The sequence below is a fragment of the Nitrosovibrio sp. Nv4 genome (assembly GCF_900215485.1).
GTDB lineage: Bacteria > Pseudomonadota > Gammaproteobacteria > Burkholderiales > Nitrosomonadaceae > Nitrosospira.
This window is the reverse complement of record NZ_OCMZ01000001.1, coordinates 1,145,417-1,161,782: the sequence shown is the minus strand read 5'-3', so window position 1 is coordinate 1,161,782 and position 16,366 is coordinate 1,145,417. Positions and strand designations below refer to the sequence as shown.

At 53.0% G+C, this 16,366-nt stretch carries 20 protein-coding genes and 1 riboswitch; of the genes, 13 read left to right on the top strand and 7 right to left on the bottom strand.

Translation table 11 applies throughout. From position 1 onward, the window contains the following. Nucleotides 1-73 precede the first annotated feature (73 nt). The 4 genes from mutM (at nucleotide 74) to CRO05_RS05185 (ending at nucleotide 2,710) form a co-directional block, all read left to right on the top strand. Nucleotides 74-907 (top strand): bifunctional DNA-formamidopyrimidine glycosylase/DNA-(apurinic or apyrimidinic site) lyase, encoded by an 834-nt coding sequence (gene mutM, locus CRO05_RS05200; protein WP_097066101.1) that lies wholly within the window; start codon nucleotides 74-76, stop codon nucleotides 905-907. Nucleotides 908-979: 72 nt separating this feature from the next. Continuing rightward, a complete protein-coding gene (gene proC, locus CRO05_RS05195) occupies nucleotides 980-1,789 on the top strand; it encodes a pyrroline-5-carboxylate reductase (RefSeq protein ID WP_097066100.1) in 810 nt (269 codons plus the stop codon). 37 nt (nucleotides 1,790-1,826) lie between these two features. Further along, nucleotides 1,827-2,387, top strand: a complete 561-nt coding sequence (locus CRO05_RS05190; RefSeq protein WP_369831595.1) for a YggT family protein — start codon at nucleotides 1,827-1,829, stop codon at nucleotides 2,385-2,387. Then, on the top strand, nucleotides 2,387-2,710 hold the full coding sequence (locus tag CRO05_RS05185; protein WP_097066098.1) for a DUF167 domain-containing protein: 324 nt from the start codon (nucleotides 2,387-2,389) through the stop codon (nucleotides 2,708-2,710). The genes CRO05_RS05190 and CRO05_RS05185 overlap by 1 nt, the downstream gene beginning before the upstream one ends. 58 nt (nucleotides 2,711-2,768) lie before the next feature. Here the strand turns inward: CRO05_RS05185 and CRO05_RS05180 are convergent, their stop codons facing one another. Then, complete coding sequence (locus tag CRO05_RS05180; protein ID WP_369831613.1) at nucleotides 2,769-3,956, bottom strand: hypothetical protein; 1,188 nt, start codon at nucleotides 3,954-3,956, stop codon at nucleotides 2,769-2,771. A 66-nt stretch (nucleotides 3,957-4,022) separates the two neighbouring features. Continuing rightward, the gene (locus tag CRO05_RS05175) at nucleotides 4,023-4,598 is read right to left on the bottom strand and encodes a TMEM165/GDT1 family protein (RefSeq protein ID WP_097066097.1); all 576 of its coding nucleotides are present in this window, start codon (nucleotides 4,596-4,598) and stop codon (nucleotides 4,023-4,025) included. Nucleotides 4,599-4,604: 6 nt separating this feature from the next. Next, nucleotides 4,605-4,785, bottom strand: a riboswitch (yybP-ykoY riboswitch). Nucleotides 4,786-4,993: 208 nt separating this feature from the next. Here CRO05_RS05175 and CRO05_RS05165 point away from each other — a divergent pair. The 5 genes from CRO05_RS05165 (at nucleotide 4,994) to CRO05_RS05145 (ending at nucleotide 8,231) form a co-directional block, all read left to right on the top strand. Beyond that, nucleotides 4,994-5,194: a hypothetical protein gene (locus CRO05_RS05165; RefSeq protein ID WP_097066095.1), complete on the top strand. Its 201-nt coding sequence runs from the start codon at nucleotides 4,994-4,996 to the stop codon at nucleotides 5,192-5,194. A gap of 47 nt (nucleotides 5,195-5,241) precedes the next feature. Next, nucleotides 5,242-6,213, top strand: coding sequence for a CorA family divalent cation transporter (locus tag CRO05_RS05160; RefSeq protein ID WP_097066094.1), 972 nt, complete (start codon nucleotides 5,242-5,244; stop codon nucleotides 6,211-6,213). 368 nt (nucleotides 6,214-6,581) lie between these two features. After that, on the top strand, nucleotides 6,582-7,046 hold the full coding sequence (locus CRO05_RS05155; RefSeq protein ID WP_097066093.1) for a cupredoxin domain-containing protein: 465 nt from the start codon (nucleotides 6,582-6,584) through the stop codon (nucleotides 7,044-7,046). Further along, complete coding sequence (locus tag CRO05_RS05150) at nucleotides 7,043-7,528, top strand: DUF411 domain-containing protein (RefSeq protein ID WP_097066092.1); 486 nt, start codon at nucleotides 7,043-7,045, stop codon at nucleotides 7,526-7,528. Before CRO05_RS05155 ends, CRO05_RS05150 begins: the two co-directional genes overlap by 4 nt. A 115-nt stretch (nucleotides 7,529-7,643) precedes the next feature. Beyond that, nucleotides 7,644-8,231 carry a cytochrome c gene (locus CRO05_RS05145; RefSeq protein ID WP_097066091.1) on the top strand — a complete coding sequence of 196 codons (588 nt, stop codon included), beginning with the start codon at nucleotides 7,644-7,646 and terminating at the stop codon, nucleotides 8,229-8,231. Nucleotides 8,232-8,414: 183 nt separating this feature from the next. Here CRO05_RS05145 and rplS read toward each other — a convergent pair whose 3' ends face one another. The 5 genes from rplS to polA form a co-directional block, all read right to left on the bottom strand. Then, the gene (rplS, locus tag CRO05_RS05140; protein ID WP_097066090.1) at nucleotides 8,415-8,831 is read right to left on the bottom strand and encodes a 50S ribosomal protein L19; all 417 of its coding nucleotides are present in this window, start codon (nucleotides 8,829-8,831) and stop codon (nucleotides 8,415-8,417) included. 66 nt (nucleotides 8,832-8,897) lie between these two features. After that, nucleotides 8,898-9,668 (bottom strand): tRNA (guanosine(37)-N1)-methyltransferase TrmD, encoded by a 771-nt coding sequence (trmD, locus tag CRO05_RS05135; RefSeq protein ID WP_097066089.1) that lies wholly within the window; start codon nucleotides 9,666-9,668, stop codon nucleotides 8,898-8,900. Between the two features lie 2 nt (nucleotides 9,669-9,670). Then, entirely contained in the window at nucleotides 9,671-10,183 is a 513-nt protein-coding gene (gene rimM / locus CRO05_RS05130; RefSeq protein ID WP_097066088.1) for a ribosome maturation factor RimM, read from the bottom strand. 22 nt (nucleotides 10,184-10,205) lie between these two features. Beyond that, nucleotides 10,206-10,469: a 30S ribosomal protein S16 gene (gene rpsP / locus CRO05_RS05125; protein WP_097066087.1), complete on the bottom strand. Its 264-nt coding sequence runs from the start codon at nucleotides 10,467-10,469 to the stop codon at nucleotides 10,206-10,208. 189 nt (nucleotides 10,470-10,658) lie between these two features. Next, on the bottom strand, nucleotides 10,659-13,394 hold the full coding sequence (polA, locus tag CRO05_RS05120; RefSeq protein ID WP_097066086.1) for a DNA polymerase I: 2,736 nt from the start codon (nucleotides 13,392-13,394) through the stop codon (nucleotides 10,659-10,661). A gap of 20 nt (nucleotides 13,395-13,414) precedes the next feature. On the opposite strand from polA, the gene CRO05_RS05115 reads away from it, so the two are divergent. The 4 genes from CRO05_RS05115 to CRO05_RS05100 all read left to right on the top strand — a co-directional run bounded on the left by CRO05_RS05115 (nucleotide 13,415) and on the right by CRO05_RS05100 (nucleotide 16,354). Continuing rightward, entirely contained in the window at nucleotides 13,415-14,143 is a 729-nt protein-coding gene (locus CRO05_RS05115) for a TIGR00730 family Rossman fold protein (RefSeq protein WP_181319736.1), read from the top strand. A 50-nt stretch (nucleotides 14,144-14,193) separates the two neighbouring features. Beyond that, nucleotides 14,194-14,559, top strand: coding sequence for a DUF2782 domain-containing protein (locus CRO05_RS05110; protein WP_090880151.1), 366 nt, complete (start codon nucleotides 14,194-14,196; stop codon nucleotides 14,557-14,559). Between the two features lie 63 nt (nucleotides 14,560-14,622). Further along, on the top strand, nucleotides 14,623-15,573 hold the full coding sequence (locus CRO05_RS05105; protein ID WP_097066085.1) for a homoserine kinase: 951 nt from the start codon (nucleotides 14,623-14,625) through the stop codon (nucleotides 15,571-15,573). Between the two features lie 58 nt (nucleotides 15,574-15,631). Continuing rightward, the gene (locus CRO05_RS05100; protein WP_097066084.1) at nucleotides 15,632-16,354 is read left to right on the top strand and encodes a BPSS1780 family membrane protein; all 723 of its coding nucleotides are present in this window, start codon (nucleotides 15,632-15,634) and stop codon (nucleotides 16,352-16,354) included. Nucleotides 16,355-16,366: the final 12 nt, after the last annotated feature.

Sequence of the window (16,366 nt, the reverse complement as noted above, 5' to 3'; positions counted from 1 at the left end):
CTCCAGCCGTGCAGTGCTTCGGCTGTTAAAATTTCTTGAGCAATCCCTCATCCCCTTATGCCGGACATTTCAGTTGCCTGAATTACCTGAAGTCGAAGTTATCCGCCGAGGCATCGCACCCCAGCTTGAGGGACACTGCATTGCCGCGGTCACGATACGAAATCCGAATTTGCGCTGGCCGGTGCCGCTCGACCTGGGGCAAACACTTTGCGGGCTGAAAATCGGAAAGGTGATGCGGCGCGGAAAATACCTCTTGTTCGACTGTGGCAAAGGCACGCTGATCCTCCATCTTGGCATGTCGGGCAGCCTGCGGTTACTGCCGGCTTCATCTACAGCATCAGCGATAACGGCACCGCAGAAGCATGATCACGTGGACCTGATTCTGGAGAACGGCATGACTCTCCGCTTCAAGGACCCTCGCCGCTTTGGCGCAATGCTGTGGTCACCCGCTGAAGTCTGTTGTCATAAGTTGTTGGCCCAGCTTGGGCCCGAGCCACTCACGGATGCGTTCAATGGAAATCTGCTATACAAAAAAACCCGGGGCCGTAGCGCCAGCATCAAAGAGGTATTGATGAATAGCCGCATTGTAGCCGGCGTCGGAAACATCTACGCCAATGAAGCGCTCTTCCGCGCAGGCATCAATCCCACAACTGCCGCTGGCCGGCTTGGAGTAACCAGATGCGAAAGACTGGCGCGGGCGGTAAAGGAAATACTCAGTCTCGCAATTGAAGCGGGGGGAAGCAGCTTGCGCGATTTCGTTGGCAGCGATGGAAATCCCGGCTATTTCCAGCAGCAATACTGGGTTTACGGTCGAACCGGCCAGCCCTGCCGGAAGTGTGGTACAAAGATTGAGCAAATCAAACAGGGACAGCGTTCAAGCTTTTATTGTCCACATTGTCAAAGATAAGCCAGCGGAGCGTCCGGCACTGGAAGCGTCTGCATATTCATCACGGTTAAGTTCACAAGCAAGAGGATGTACATGAATATTACTTTCATCGGCGGCGGCAATATGGCGCGCGCCTTGATAGGCGGGCTACTGCAACAGGATTACTCGCCTGCGCAGATACGCGTAGCGGAAATAAATGCAGAAACGCGCGAGAAAATAAAACAGGATTTTCGTATAGAAGCCGTGGCCGACCTTGCCCAAGGCGTGGCAAATACTGACGTAATCGTGCTGGCGGTAAAGCCGCAACAACTTGCGATCGTGGCAAGGGAGCTTGCGCCGCTGCTCAAGAATCATCTGGTCATTTCCATCGCTGCCGGTATTCGCGCAAAAGATATCTCCCGCTGGCTTGGCTCCACGCGCATTGTGCGAGCCATGCCGAATACGCCCGCATTGATTCGCGCGGCTGTTACCGGCCTGTATGCAATGGCCGGTGTAAGCAAAGAGGAAAAACAAAATGCGGAGGCCATACTTGGTGCGGTAGGCACGGTACTATGGGTTGAAAGTGAGGAGCTGCTGGATGCCGTTACAGCCATCTCCGGCAGCGGCCCGGCCTATATATTCTATTTTATGGAGGCGATGCAGAAGGCGGGGCGTGAATTAGGGCTGCATCCGGCTCAGGCACGGCAGCTGAGCATCGAGACCTTTCTCGGGACGGCGAGGCTCGCGAGCCAAAGCGATGAAGATGCCGTTGTCCTGCGCGCACGAGTCACTTCGCCGGGCGGGACCACCGAACGTGCAATACAGTCACTTGAAAATGAAGAGGTCAGAAATGCAATCGAACATGCGATTCATTTATCGCACCAGCGCTCGGGCGAACTGGGAGATGAATTTGGTAAGACATAAACGTACCGCGGGTTTTATTTAGGATATGCTCAGCCAAATGTTGATATTTCTGCTCGATACCATGCTGGGGCTGTTTTCTCTGGCGCTGCTGCTGCGTTTTTATATGCAACTGCTGCGCGCGCCCTATCGCAACCCGTTGTCGCAATTTCTCATCGCAATTACGGATTTTTTGGTAAAGCCTGCAAGGCGCATAATCCCGAGCTTCAGAAGCATGGATCTTTCCACCTTGCTGTTGGCATGGCTTGCACAGATCATGCTGCTGGCCGGCATACATATGCTTCAGGGCTATGATTTCAGCTCGACTATCGGCATCGCAGCCGGAGGGCTATCGCTACTGGCGTTGGTGGAAATCATCAAGATGACGCTCTATATTGTAATGGCGGCGGTAATCATGCAGGCTGTGCTCTCCTGGTTTAATCCACACAGCCCGCTAGCCCCTGTGCTCGATAGCTTTACCCGGCCATTTCTGGGTCTTTTCCGGCGGTATATTCCTCCCATCGGCAATATCGACTTGTCCCCGCTGTTTGTGCTGGTGATTATTCAATTACTGTTGTTCGTGGCGGGCGGGATGGAGAGGGAAATTTCCCGTCTGTTCTAATGCCTGAACCTGACGTGGCGCCTTATCCATGGTGCCGCAGTGACAGCGACGGCGGGTTGCTTATCCTCACCCTGCACATACAACCCGGTGCGAAACGCACCGAAGCCGTTGGATTACATGGCGACGCACTGAAAATCAGGCTTTCCGCTCCACCGGTGGAAGGCGCAGCCAACGCCGCGCTGCTGGAATTTCTTGCCGAGACTTTTGACGTTCCGCAACGTCAGGTGACGCTCAGACAAGGACTAAAATCCCGGCGAAAAGTGGTTGAAATCAGGCAACCGAGTCGTGGACCCGATGCGCTAGGTAAAAAGACTATCGATTAAAGAGGCTCAATTCCAATTCCAGCTACCGGGCAGCCATAACGACTCTCCGGGGAACACATTATTTTGCGATGGTGATACTCGGCACGCCAACGCGGGGCAAATCGGTAATAGTCATTTGAAACAGCAGGTATAACATCTGGAAAGCATCCTGGTTCCAGCGGGCCAGAGGGCCTACCGTGTTTACGGCATAGTACCGGTCATGGGAGCGAATCGACAGGTCCGCTTCCCGGGGTGAAGAGTCCGACACAATGAGTTCCATCGTGGCAACCGGGTTTTCATCCCGCTTGACGGGCGGAGTGCGTGGATCTTTCTCGACATGATACTCCGGCTCGTCCCCGATGGAACGGCCGAGGAAACCGAGAATTGCATGGAAGCTTCTGAGCCGGAAGGTTCCTTTGATGGGCCATTCCCCACCTGAACGGTTGGGGCGGATATCGAAGGCAACGTCATTGGTAATCCACTCCGTTGCCTCCTCACTCAACTGCGTGCGCTCCTCCGGAGATAGCGTGTCGGGATCATAATTGGTAATGAGAATCGGACCCGGCACTTGTTTGCGAAGCGTATAGGTATTCTCCTGCTTGTTATAGACCACGAGAAACTCTTTCTCCAGGGCTTGAAAGCCTTCCGCCGTAACCGAACTGGCGGAGATTGTCCAGGTGCGGTCCAGGATCAATGGTTCGGCGTAGAGTTGATTCTGGTCCTGAATGGCTGAGAGATGAAGCACCACGCGACGGAACATCTCGTAGCCCGGCGAATCGGATGGAGTATTACGATAGGCGACCTGCCCGGTTGGGTCCTGAATGCGGACTTCCTGCGCCATCAATCTCAACAAGAGATCGATATCGTAGCGCTGACGGAGCAGAAGGGTGAGCTTGCTCTGCTGAAATGGAGTGAGAAGCCGTTTGGTGAATTCTTCGCCCTCGATCGGAACAATGCTGATAGTGGGATTTTCAGCGACACTGCCGCCGAATATCGGCATCAGCACCTGTCCGGCCAGTCCACCCAGCGCTGGCGTAGCCCCCGCATTGAATCGAAAATCGAATGTAGCCGCTACGTTCGAGACGCCGGTGAAATGGATGGGCTGACGGTGATGAGCGCGGGCAATATTCATCAACAGCTGCTTGGATGCTGCGCTGGTGATGGCGTCGTCATAGGCCCCGACTGCGCGGTTGAGGGTAATGGGGGATACACAGCCGGAAAGTGCGAGCAAGAACCCCAGGGGCCCGATACACAGCAGCGAACGCAGCAAACGTTGCGGGTGAAAGATATCTGCGAGTCCTATTTTCAACGAAGTATTCACCGAAGTATCTCTTCAGAACCCAAGGCGTTCACCCGCCCCAAGCAGTGTTGCAACACCAATGATCGCAAATATTGCCGCGGCAATACCATGTACGAGACGCACCGGGATACGATTTGCCATGTGTTCCCCCAGATGAACCGCCGGAACATTGGCAATCATCATTCCCAATGTGGTACCAGCCACAACTGCGAAAAATAATTGATATTGCGCGGCAAGCGCAATGGTTGCGATTTGTGTCTTGTCGCCCATCTCGGCAAGGAAGAAAGCCACGAGAGTAGTAACAAACACACCATATTGCGCGAGGGTGGCGTCAGTCTCATCGAACCGGTCGGGAATGAGCGTCCAGATTGCCATGCCGATAAACAACAACCCAAGCACCCAGCTCAGGATTTCAGGCCTAAGTAACGTAATAACCCATGAACCGATAGCGCCGGCAAAAGCATGGTTTAACAAAGTAGCGACGAGTATACCGAGCACTATGGGAATCGGTTTGCGAAATTTTGCGGCAAGGATAAAAGCGAGAAGTTGCGTTTTGTCGCCAATTTCCGCGAGCGCAACAACGCCAGCCGAGACGAGGAAAGCTTCCATGCATTCGCACTCCCTGGCCGGATAAGAACAATGACCACACTTCTCCCGGCCAGTCCGGAGACAATGTGGTCAAAGGTCTTGCCAGGCATGAGAACCGCTTGCACCACGACCTGACGGTCAAGTATGTTGATGCAAGCCCTTTCAAAGGTAATGAAAGGAGACTACTCCCCAGTGACGAAGCATATTGTACTTGTCCCATTGCAGAGTGTCTATCGGCGTATGCAGGGTTATGATTATGACGACATTCAGCCCGCTCCCAAGGTCGGAGCGCATAATAAGGCCCACGGATCGAGAGTAACTTCGATCAGTGCTGGTTCTCTATCGGTCTGCGACTGCTGTTTTCTGTTTTTCTGTCATGATACGCTTATCAACGATTACGAAACGAGGAGTCCGTAATGCTCAAGAAGAATCTTTCCCGGAATAATAGGAGTCTCGAGAATGAAGTGATCCTGGCCGTGATTGTGCTGTATCTATTGCTCGCACTTGTGATGACGGTAGTGCACTACGTACAACCTGCGGAGCAGCAAACGGTAACGTCGTCAATGTCGCCTTCCCATAACGAAAAGAACCCCGCAAGCCTGAAGGGGCGTAACTGAGTCTGCGCCGCAACCCCGTGCCAGGGGAAGAGAAAGAGGAATTTATCATGATTCACACCATCATCAGGACCAATCAATCGCTTTCTGTCATTCATGGACTGCCACAGCTTGAAAATCGCAACGAGGTGGTTTGGCTGGAGATCAATGCGCCGACCGCTGAAGAGACTGCGAATCTGGGCCAGCGATTCGGCATTGATACCCGGCCCCAGAGCAGCAGTGTCGCAGACGATGGAACGTTCATGTATATGCGTTCCAAGCTGCTCAAGTTAGGTATCGACACGACCCCGAGTTTCGGTGATGTAACCTTTCTTCTGGGCGAGCAACTGGTTGCTATTCTTGATGAAGATCCTGATTTTCATCCATTCGAGTTTGCCTTGCAACGCATGAACCGCAAGCTGAATCATGTCAAAAGCCCCAAGGCGGTACTGCGCTTGTTATTGCAGGTGGCCAATGATGGCGCCGACGCTGTAATAGACCGAATAGCAGATGAACTTGAGCGGAATGCCAAAGAGATTTCCGAAATATCCGATGGATACAACGCACACGGAAGGGAGCTGGGCGTGCCGGATCTCATCGGCACGATGCAAAGTCTTAACGAAAAGGAAGAGTTGATTTCGCGCTGTATCGAGGCTCAATTGTCGTTGGCGCGCGCAGTGCGTTACCTCAACGGCGAGATTGATAACGTAACCGAAGCGGAATTACAGGTATTGACAACCGAACTCGCTGAGGATGTGGCGGGAGTCAAAGAGCATGCTTACTTCGAACACGAGAAGGTGCGTTACCTGCAGAATGCCGTCACGAATATTCTCAACATCAAACAGAACCAGATCGTCAAGGTTTTCACTATCATTACCGCCGTTTTCCTGCCACCCACACTTGTGGGTACCTTCTACGGAATGAATTTTGCTGTAATGCCCGAACTTTCCTGGGAGCATGGATTCATTTATTCGATGGTCCTGACCTTAACGGCTGCATTACTACCGCTTTTATACATAAAACGCAAAGGTTGGTTACGGTAAGCAATGGTAGTCGGCAGTGACTGGCGGGAAACAGGAACTCTCGAGGCATTTTTCAGTCTATTAACGGCAATAATCGCACTCGTACCGTTGGAATGGAGCATCAAGCGCTCGTTATCATCTTCATACTGGTTTTTTTACCTGAAGCGAGCCGAAACTGGACCTGAAAATGTCGGAATTACTGGGATCGTATGCTGTTTCCACCGTCAAACAACAAAATGTGTGCGAGAAAGCCTCACGCTTCATCGCTATTTTGCGTTAAATTGGGCGACTGTCGCTTTTTTTGCTATATTGGCATTGGGATAACACCGATAATAAAATTGATGCGCTAAAGAGGGTTTTGCTGGGATCTCTACAGAAAGGAGAATCACATGAAACAGCTTTTGATCGCATCTGCTTTAACCGTGAGCTTGATCTCAACCGGGGCCCTTGCCGATGAGATATCCGACTCTGTCGGCAGCCCCGGCGATCCGGGCCAGGCTTCGCGCACCATTGAAATAACAATGGTGGAGAATCGCTTCAAGCCTTCTGAAATAAATGTGAAACAGGGGGAAACAATAAAATTTGTGCTTAAGAATAACGGGAAAAAGAAGCATGAGATGATGCTGGGGACGCCGGAAGACATCGATAAGCACGGAAAGATGATGAAAAAATTCCCCGACATGGAACATCCGGATGAACCCAACATGATCACCGTTAACCCGGGGGAGACCGGGGAACTGGTATGGCATTTTACCGAAGCCGGTACAGTCAGCTTTGCCTGCCCATTACCAGGCCATTTCAAAGGCATGAATTTCCCAGGTATGAAAGGAACAATTACAGTGGAAGCCAAATGAAAATATCAAAGCATATATCAGTATTAGCCGGATCCGTCCTCATCAGTTCACTGATGGGGACCGGCGTTTATGCCTCTGCAACGACGGTTGAGGTCTACAAGAGTGCGACTTGCAAATGCTGCGCCAAGTGGGTCGACCATATGCGCGCACATGGGTTTACTGTCAACACTCACGATGTCGGCAACAAGGAAGCCCGCGAGCAAGCGGGGATTTCTACGAAACTCGGTTCATGTCATACGGCGCTGGTAGATGGCTATGCAATTGAAGGCCATGTGCCCGCGCAAGATGTCAAGCGCCTTCTCAAAGAACGTCCCCGCGCCGTTGGGTTGACCGCTCCAGGCATGCCCCATGGCTCTCCCGGAATGGAAGGCGCGCGCAGCGATCCTTACGACGTGCTTTTAATAAACAAACAAGGTGATACGGCGGTGTACAGCCGCCATCTTCCGTCTGATCCGAAAGAATCCGTGATGAGACTGAAATGAGGAGTATGAAGTCTCTTGTTACTGTCGGCGCGTATCAGAAAAAGAAACGTTTAACCGTTACTATCTTGCCAGGGGTCCAGGATTCGGACTCGGTAAGCACAAAAACGGTGCAGTCATGACCGTCCGGCTTTTTCTCCTGATCAGTATGACGATTGGACTCATTGCGGGCTGCGGGGATACAAAGCCCCCTGCTTCGACATCGACGCCGCCAGCCACGACCTCCGAAACAGTTGTGACGCCTGAGCCGCCTGCCGTCGTACCCCCGCCTCCTGCTGACGTGAGCCAGCCTGCTGCAGAGCAGCAAGCTGCTACCCCACCAGTGGAGCAGCCCAGAAATCTGGCGGCGCGTAAATTGGATCCGGAAAAAATCAGGCGCGGTGAAGATGTTTATCGCAAGAATTGTGCAAGCTGTCACGGTCCAAACGGTGAAGCCACTCCAGGATGGCGCATCCAGGGACCTGAAGGCAGGTATCCACCGCCACCATTGGACGGCAGCGCGCACGCGTGGCATCACTCAACCGAAACCTTGGAACAAATGATCCGTGAAGGTAGCCCGGCTGGAGGCATGCCGGCCTGGGACGGCAAATTGACAAATCAGCAGATCGATGACGTGATTGTCTGGATCAAATCCCTTTGGCCGGATGAAGTTTACGATATCTGGTATAAGGAAATTGAAAACAAGCCGCAACCGAAACAGAATTGAAGGATTATGGCATAAGTATCGAAGGGGCATAACGCAGGACTACGGGCAGGACTACGCCAGAATCTCTGCCCTAACGATCAGCTTGACAAGTTGTTACCAACGTGCTACCAACGTGCGGCCGTCGCTCAATTTTTTTGAGCGTGAGTCGCCGCTGAATGGCCAATGAGCAAACCGATACAAACCTCAGGCCAACTCGGCCTTTGGAATTCCTTTCTCCCCGTTATTTCCCTTTTTTACCGTAGCGCGCGCAGGAAGCTTCTCACGAATACGAGCGGACTTGCCAGAGCGGTCTCGCAGGTAATAAAGTTTGGCACGGCGGACGTCGCCGCGACGCTTGATTTCTATGCTCGCGATCAGCGGCGAATAAGTCTGAAAAGTCCGTTCGACACCCTCGCCGCTGGATACCTTGCGTACGGTGAAGGCCGAATTGAGACCACGGTTGCGCTTGGCAATGACGACGCCTTCGTAAGCCTGTATCCGTTTACGCTCGCCTTCCACCACCTTGACGCTAACGATTACGGTATCCCCGGGCGAGAAATCGGGAATTGTTTTGCCGAGGCGGTTGATTTCTTCGTTTTCAAGTTGTTCGATCAGATTCATTTGTAACTCCTTGCTTTTCTATTCCTTGGTTTCAGTTGGGTTCAATTGGTTCAATGGTTCAATGGTTCAACTGGTCTCGTAGGCGTGCTGGAATTCTTCCAGCAACTTCTTCTCTTCTCCCGTCAAGCCATGTTCGATTTTCAACGCCAGTAAATCCGGCCGCCTCAGCCATGTCCGACCCAGCGACTGCTGTAAACGCCAGCGTTTGATTCTGGCATGATTGCCCGACATCAAAACTTCAGGCACAACATTCCCGTGGTAGACCTCCGGCCGCGTGTACTGGGGAAAATCCAGCAAACCCGCTACGAATGAATCTTGGGTGGCTGACTCGGGATCGCCCAGCACACCCGGCATCTGCCTCACCAGGCAGTCTATCAGTACCATCGCCGCCAATTCGCCGCCAGAGAGTACATAATCGCCTATGGAAATTTCGTAATCCACCTGGCGCTCTATCAAGCGCTCATCCACACCTTCATAGCGTCCGGCGAGAAGCACCATTGCAGGCAACCCGCATAGTTCCATAACCAGGCCATGATCCAGAGGCCGTCCCTGGGGAGAAAGATAGATTACCTTTGTCCCTTCAACGCCGTTGGCTATCTGCCTGTTCCTGGCGGCAATAATGGCTTTTTCCAGCGGCGCCGCCAGCATCACCATTCCCGGCCCACCGCCGTATGGACGGTCATCTACCGTACGGTAATTGTCCTCGGTAAAGTCGCGTGGATTCCAGGTGTGTAAACGGTAAATCGCGTTTTCGTTCGCCCTGCCGGTTACGCCATGCCTGGTGATGGCGTCAAACATTTCAGGGAAGAGCGTGACGACATCAAATTCACAAGTCATGCTTAATAGTCCACGCCCCAATCCACCGTAATCCGCCGCGCCTTCAAATCTACTTTAGCAATTACCTGGCTGATGAAAGGAATCAATCTTTCCGTTTCATCCCCTTTCAGACTTTTCACCTGAAGCACATCGTTTGCGCCGGTTTCAAGTAACCCAGTCACCTTCCCCAGTTCTTCACCGTGCAAATTAACGACCTCGAGATCGATCAGATCTGACCAGTAATAGCCGTCTTTACCGCTTTTTGGCAAAACCGGCAACTGGGCACGAGGAATCGCAACCTGCAAGCCCTTCAAACGCATAGCGGCCGTACGATCGGAATTTTGCTCAAGTAAAGCGGTCAATATATTTCCATGCACCTCGCTCGCATTGACCTTGAACTTGCGCCATTCCCCGTCGCCTCTACCCAACCACCAGGTCGGATAGTCAAGCAGCCCATCTATATATTCGGTATAAGGAAAAACCTTGATCCAGCCTGACACACCGTAGGGACCAACTACGCGCCCCATTACCGCCATTGGTCCGACTGCTTCGCCTGGTTCAGCTTCCTGCAGCTTCTTGCTTGGCGCCAAACTGCTTGACCAGTCTTGTCACGGTACTTGATAACTGCGCACCATTTGATTTCCAATAAGTGATGCGATCCAGTTGAACACGTAATGCTTCTTCCCCTTCCGCCGCCCTGGGATTATAAAAGCCAATGCGCTCAATGAACTTGCCGTCACGGGCATTGCGGGAATCCGCAACCACCATATTAAAAAAAGGGCGTTTCTTGGCGCCGCCTCGCGCCAGTCGAATAATGACCATGTGTTGTTTGTGCCTATGGAGAAGGTCTAAAACCGAAAAGGGGGTGATTTTACGGTAGTTTTCGCCGCATTAGCAAGCGATACTTACTGTTCGCCAAGTATGGCCAAGCGATGAAGCGGTACCGCCACTATCCGGATGTTCCGGTTACCGGCGTTCCGTCAAGATTCCTCAATAAAAGTCAGTGGGAAGTCAGTGCGCCACCTCCCAATTTGGCCCCACACCCACCTCCACCAGTAGCGGCACATCCAGTCTGGTCACGTTACCCATGAGTCTTGGCAATTCGTGTTTTATCGTTTCGATTTCATCGTCCGGCACTTCCAATACCAGTTCGTCATGAACCTGCATGATAAGTTTGCTGCGGAGGTTCTCCGATGCCAGCCAGCCATGCACGGCGATCATGGCAAGCTTGATGATGTCCGCTGCGGTGCCCTGCATGGGGGCGTTGATTGCGGCACGTTCCGCCCCTTGTCTCCGGTTGCCATTGGCACTGTTGATCTCCGGCAGCCATAGCCTGCGCCCGAGTACGGTTTCGACGTAACCCGTTTCTCTGGCAGTTTCCCTGGTGCGCTGCATATAATTTGCCACCCCTGGATAGCGGGCAAAGTAACGGTCCATGTAGGCCCGCGCGGCGGCACGATCGATGTCGAGCTGCGAGGCAAGTCCAAATTCGGACATCCCATAGATCAGGCCGAAGTTGATGATTTTCGCATAACGGCGCTGCTCGCTGTCAACCGCTTCCAGCGGGACGCCGAATACTTCCGAGGCCGTGGCGCGATGCACATCTTCATTCGCGGCGAAGGCCTTGAGCAGCCCCGCGTCCTGCGAAATGTGCGCCATGATGCGTAGCTCGATCTGCGAATAGTCAGCGGAGACGATGCTGTGCCCTGGTGATGCTATAAATGCCTCGCGAATGCGGCGACCTTCCACCGTGCGTACAGGGATATTTTGCAGATTCGGTTCGTTGCTGGCAAGCCGCCCCGTCACGGCTACTGCCTGTGCATAATTGGTATGCACCCGACCGGTGGCGACGTCCACCATACGAGGAAGCTTGTCCGTGTAAGTGGATTTAAGCTTGGCGAGACCACGGTAATCGAGCAAAACCTTTGCCAGCGGATAATCCAGCGCAAGCCGTTGCAGTACGTCTTCATCGGTGGAGGGCACGCCACCCGGTGTTTTTTTAATGACTGGCAGCTTGAGCCTGTTGAACAGGACTTCCTGAACTTGCTTCGTTGAATTCAAATTGAATGGCTGCCCTGCGATGATGCATGCCCGATCCTCCAGCGCCAGCATTTTCTCGCCGAGTTCACGGCTTTGACTTTCCAGCAACTTCAAGTCCAGTAGTACGCCATTGCGCTCCATTTCGAACAGTATGTCCATTACCGGCATTTCGAGCGATCGGTAAATATGATCGAGCTTTCCATCCCTCGCAATTTCAGGGTACAGCCGGTGATGCAGCTGAAGCGTAATATCCGCATCTTCGGCCGCATAGTGCGCTGCCCGTTCGAGTTCCACCTGATCAAAACCTATCCGGCCGGCCCCCTTGCCGGTGATCTCATCGTAGCTGATGGTTTTGACGCCAAGATGCCGCAACGCAAGATTATCCATATCGTGCGAGCGGTGTGATTCGAGCACATACGATTGCAACAGCGTGTCATGGACAATACCGTTCAGCGCAATGCCATGATTGGCGAAGATATGCTTGTCATACTTGAGATTCTGCCCCAGTTTGGGTTTGGTTGGGTCCGCCAGCCAGAGCTTGAGTTTATCGAGCACGAGGTCTATGGGCAGCTGCTGGGGTGCCCCGGCATACCGGTGCGCCAGCGGTAGATAAGCCGCCTGATGAGGCTCGATGGAAAACGAAATGCCGACGAGTTCAGCCTGCATCGGGTCCAGCCCGGTTGTTTCCGTATCCAGGGAAACGAGTGGCCCGGCATTGATGTGCATGATCCATTCATCGAGTTGGGATAGGGTGAGGATGGTTTGATAGTCCGCCTGCACCAGATCCGAACGCGGCTGCATCGCACCTGACTGTTCATATGCGGTGGCGGAAGGTGCAATGCCGTCTGCGCCTAAGTCCGATTCCTGCTGCAATTCCCGCAACCAGCTTTTGAAGTCCAGTCTTTCGTACAATTCCGCCAGCTTCGCAGTATTCGGCGGCTGCGGCCCAAGGTCGTGCAAGCTTACCGGTAACGGAACATCGCACTTGATGGTGAGAAGTTCGCGGGACCTGCTCAACCAATCGAACGCGTTACGTAAATTGTCTCCGACGACGCCCCCGATTTCATGTGCATGAGTAATGAGGTTATCCAGCGTGCCATATTGAGCGAGCCATTTTACTGCCGTTTTAGGACCAACTTTCGCCACACCGGGAATGTTGTCGGATGTATCGCCAACCAGCGCCAGATAGTCGAGCATGCGTGCGGGGGTTACCCCAAACCGGCCGAGCACGCCAGCTTCATCGAGCGTTATGTTGGTCATGGTATTGACCAGCGTCACGTGTGGATTCACCAGTTGTGCAATGTCCTTGTCACCGGTGGAAATGATGCAGCGCATGTTCTCGCATTCGGCCTGTTTAGCCAGGGTACCGATCACATCATCCGCTTCCACCCCTTCCACGATCAGCATCGGCCACCCCATGGCAATGATGCATTCATGAAGCGGTGATATCTGGGCCGCAAGATCGGCCGGCATCGGCGGACGATGCGACTTGTACTGTGCGTAAAGATCGTCGCGGAAAGTCTTGCCTTTTGCATCAAATACGCACGCGCTATAATCGGCCTGGTAATCCTTGTGCAAACGGCGCAGCATGTTGATCACGCCATAAATCGCGCCCGTCGGCTCGTTGCTGCGGTTTCTAAAATCGGGCAGCGCATGAAAAGCGCGATACAGATAGGATGAGCCGTCAACCAGCAATAGTGTTTTCATTTAACTCCAAAGGTTTTCCAATGAACCCGAAAGATAAATTAGCTCGTACCATGACAAACGATTTTCGGGAAAAAACCTGGTCGGCCAGGGAATCGTGGCGCGTGTTCGGGATTATGGCAGAATTTGTCGAGGCAACGGAGCGCCTCAATTCGATTAAACCCGCAGTAAGTATTTTCGGTAGTGCGCGCACCCTTCCGGATCATCCCTACTACAAGCTCACCGAGCAGATAGCCCGGCAATTGTCCGATGCAGGTTTCTCCGTAATTTCCGGCGGCGGCCCGGGTATTATGGAAGCGGCCAACAAGGGCGCCTACTATGGTGAATCGCCCAGCATCGGCCTGAATATCCAGCTCCCCCACGAACAACATCGGAACGTCTACCAGGACGTCAGCCAGACTTTTCGCCATTTTTTTGCGCGCAAGTACATGTTTGTCAAACTCGCCACTGCATACGTGGTGGTGCCGGGCGGTTTCGGCACGCTCGACGAATTGATGGAGGCGCTCACGCTGGTTCAAACCGGCAAAACCCGACGCATGCCCATTATCCTCGTTTGCTCCGATTTCTGGAGCGGCATGCTCGACTGGCTTCAGAACGTGCTCGTGGCCGAAGGCATGATTGCGCCTGAAGATATGGACTTGATACAGATAATTGACGAACCTACAGAGGTTGTAGATGCAATATTCAAGTATTATGAAACTCGGGGCTTCGAACCTTCCGCAGCGGAACGGGAGGTTCAGCTCAATCTGTAACAGCGGTGTCATTTCGGATAGAATGGCATATTGACCTGCCGGGAGGCGTCATGCGTCGCATAGTTCTTGCATTGTTATTGAGCTCTGCACTACCAGCAGCAGCGCAGTCAAACCAGCCCAAGGATCTGCGGCCTTTGCCGGAAGTCCCTGAACCGCCGGAGCTGGCATTGCCATCGCCAGGCGCCGATGAGGAAGACGAGTCGCTCGAGCCACAAGTTACCATCACCAGGCGCGGAGAGGACAAGATCGAGGAATATCGTCTCAATGGGCGCCTCTACATGATCAAGGTTACGCCCCGCATCGGACTGCCGTATTATCTGATCGACAACCGCGGGGACGGTACGTTTTCCACCCATGACGTCGGTGGTCTTGATCAAGGTGTTCGTCCTCCGATGTGGGTGATCCGCGAGTTCTGACTTCTCCTGAAAGACGGCAATTGGGTTTGTTCCTACGCTTCCGCCTTACCTTTTTTCTCGCTCATGTCTGTCTTCACTACCGTTACCCACGATCAGCTTTCTGTCTGGCTGAGAAGCTACTCCCTCGGCACGCTGATCAATCTGCAGGGCATCTCCTCCGGTATCGAAAATACGAATTATTTCGTTACCACGAGTCATGGGAAATATGTTCTCACGCTGTTCGAAAAACTGACGCCTTCCGATCTGCCCTATTACCTGAACCTTATGGCGTACCTGTCTCGCCATGGTATTCCCTGCCCCAGTCCCATCGCGGATCTTGACAACAAGTTTCTCGGCGAACTCAACGGTAAACCGGCGAGCATCGTTACCTGCCTGCCCGGAAAATCTCAGGAGCGACCAACCGCCGCCCATTGCGCGGAAGTCGGCGAACTCCTGGCAAGTATGCATTTATCGGGCCTTTCTTATCCTGAAAAGATGGAGAACGCCCGGGGACCAAAGTGGTGGAAAGCCGCAGCACTTGATGTCATGCCGTTTCTTACGGCCGATGAAACTGAAGTCCTCAAGGAGGAACTGCGTTTTCAGTCACTATACCGGCTCGAAAACCTTCCGCGTGGCGTAATCCATGCCGACCTGTTTCGTGACAACGTGTTATTCAACAACGGTGCCATGGGCGGTGTGATCGACTTCTATTTCGCCTGCAACGATGTCTTGCTGTACGATCTTGCCATTACCGCCAATGATTGGTGTCTGAATGAGAATGGTGAACTGGACGCGGCACGGACATTGTCTTTACTCCAAGCCTATCATCGGACCCGCCCCCTGAGTGCGAACGAACGCGACGCGTGGCCGGTGATGTTGCGTGCGGCGGCGTTGCGCTTCTGGTTGTCGCGGCTGCAGGATTATCATTTGCCGCGCATAGGAGAACTCACCCATGTCAAAGATCCCACGCATTTCATGCGTATACTCAGGAATCATGCGACATCAAATTCCAAACTGGCGCAAGTTTGGGTTTGAGCAATAAACTGCGAGTCAACAATTGGGTGCGGGCACAGCCCCATCGGAGATAGAGAAAATGGAAGTCAGGCAAGTCGATGCAAAGCAAGGCTGGCAGTGGATAGTAACCGGGTTCCGTCTGTTCCGCAGGATTCCGCTGGTATGGATTATCCTGTGCTTCACTTTGCTGCTTATTGCCGCCACGCTGGCGCTGATTCCAATGGCGGGGCAATTTATTTTTACGCTGCTTTCCCCGGTGTTTTTAGCCGGACTGATGATGGGATGCAAAACGCTGGAACAGGGAGGTGACCTGGAAATTTCTCATTTGTTCGCCGGGTTCCGGAGCAATCCGGCGCCGCTGATCACGATAGGGGGAATTTATCTGGTAGGTCAGGTTTTGATTCTTGGCGTCTTCATGCTGGTGGGTGGTGATGTCCTGATGGATCTATTGGTAGACGGAAAACGGGTCGACGAAAATGAGTTGAAAGATGTATCGGGCCATATGTTGTCCGCTTCTCTCGTTGGGTTGACATTATCCATCCCGCTATTGATGGCTGCCTGGTTCGCACCTCTACTTGTTATCTTCAAAGGCCTGCCTCCGGTGGAAGCGATGCGGCAAAGCTTCTTTGCGTGCCTGAAGAACATTATAGCGTTCCAGATTTATGCGGTGATACTGGTGGTGCTGACGATACTTGCCGCCATACCCTACGGGTTGGGATTGTTTGTATTGATACCGACCGTATTCGCCTCTATTTACACGAGTTACAAGGACATCTTTGAGGAAGGCGCGGAAACTGCATAGGTGGCCGCATCA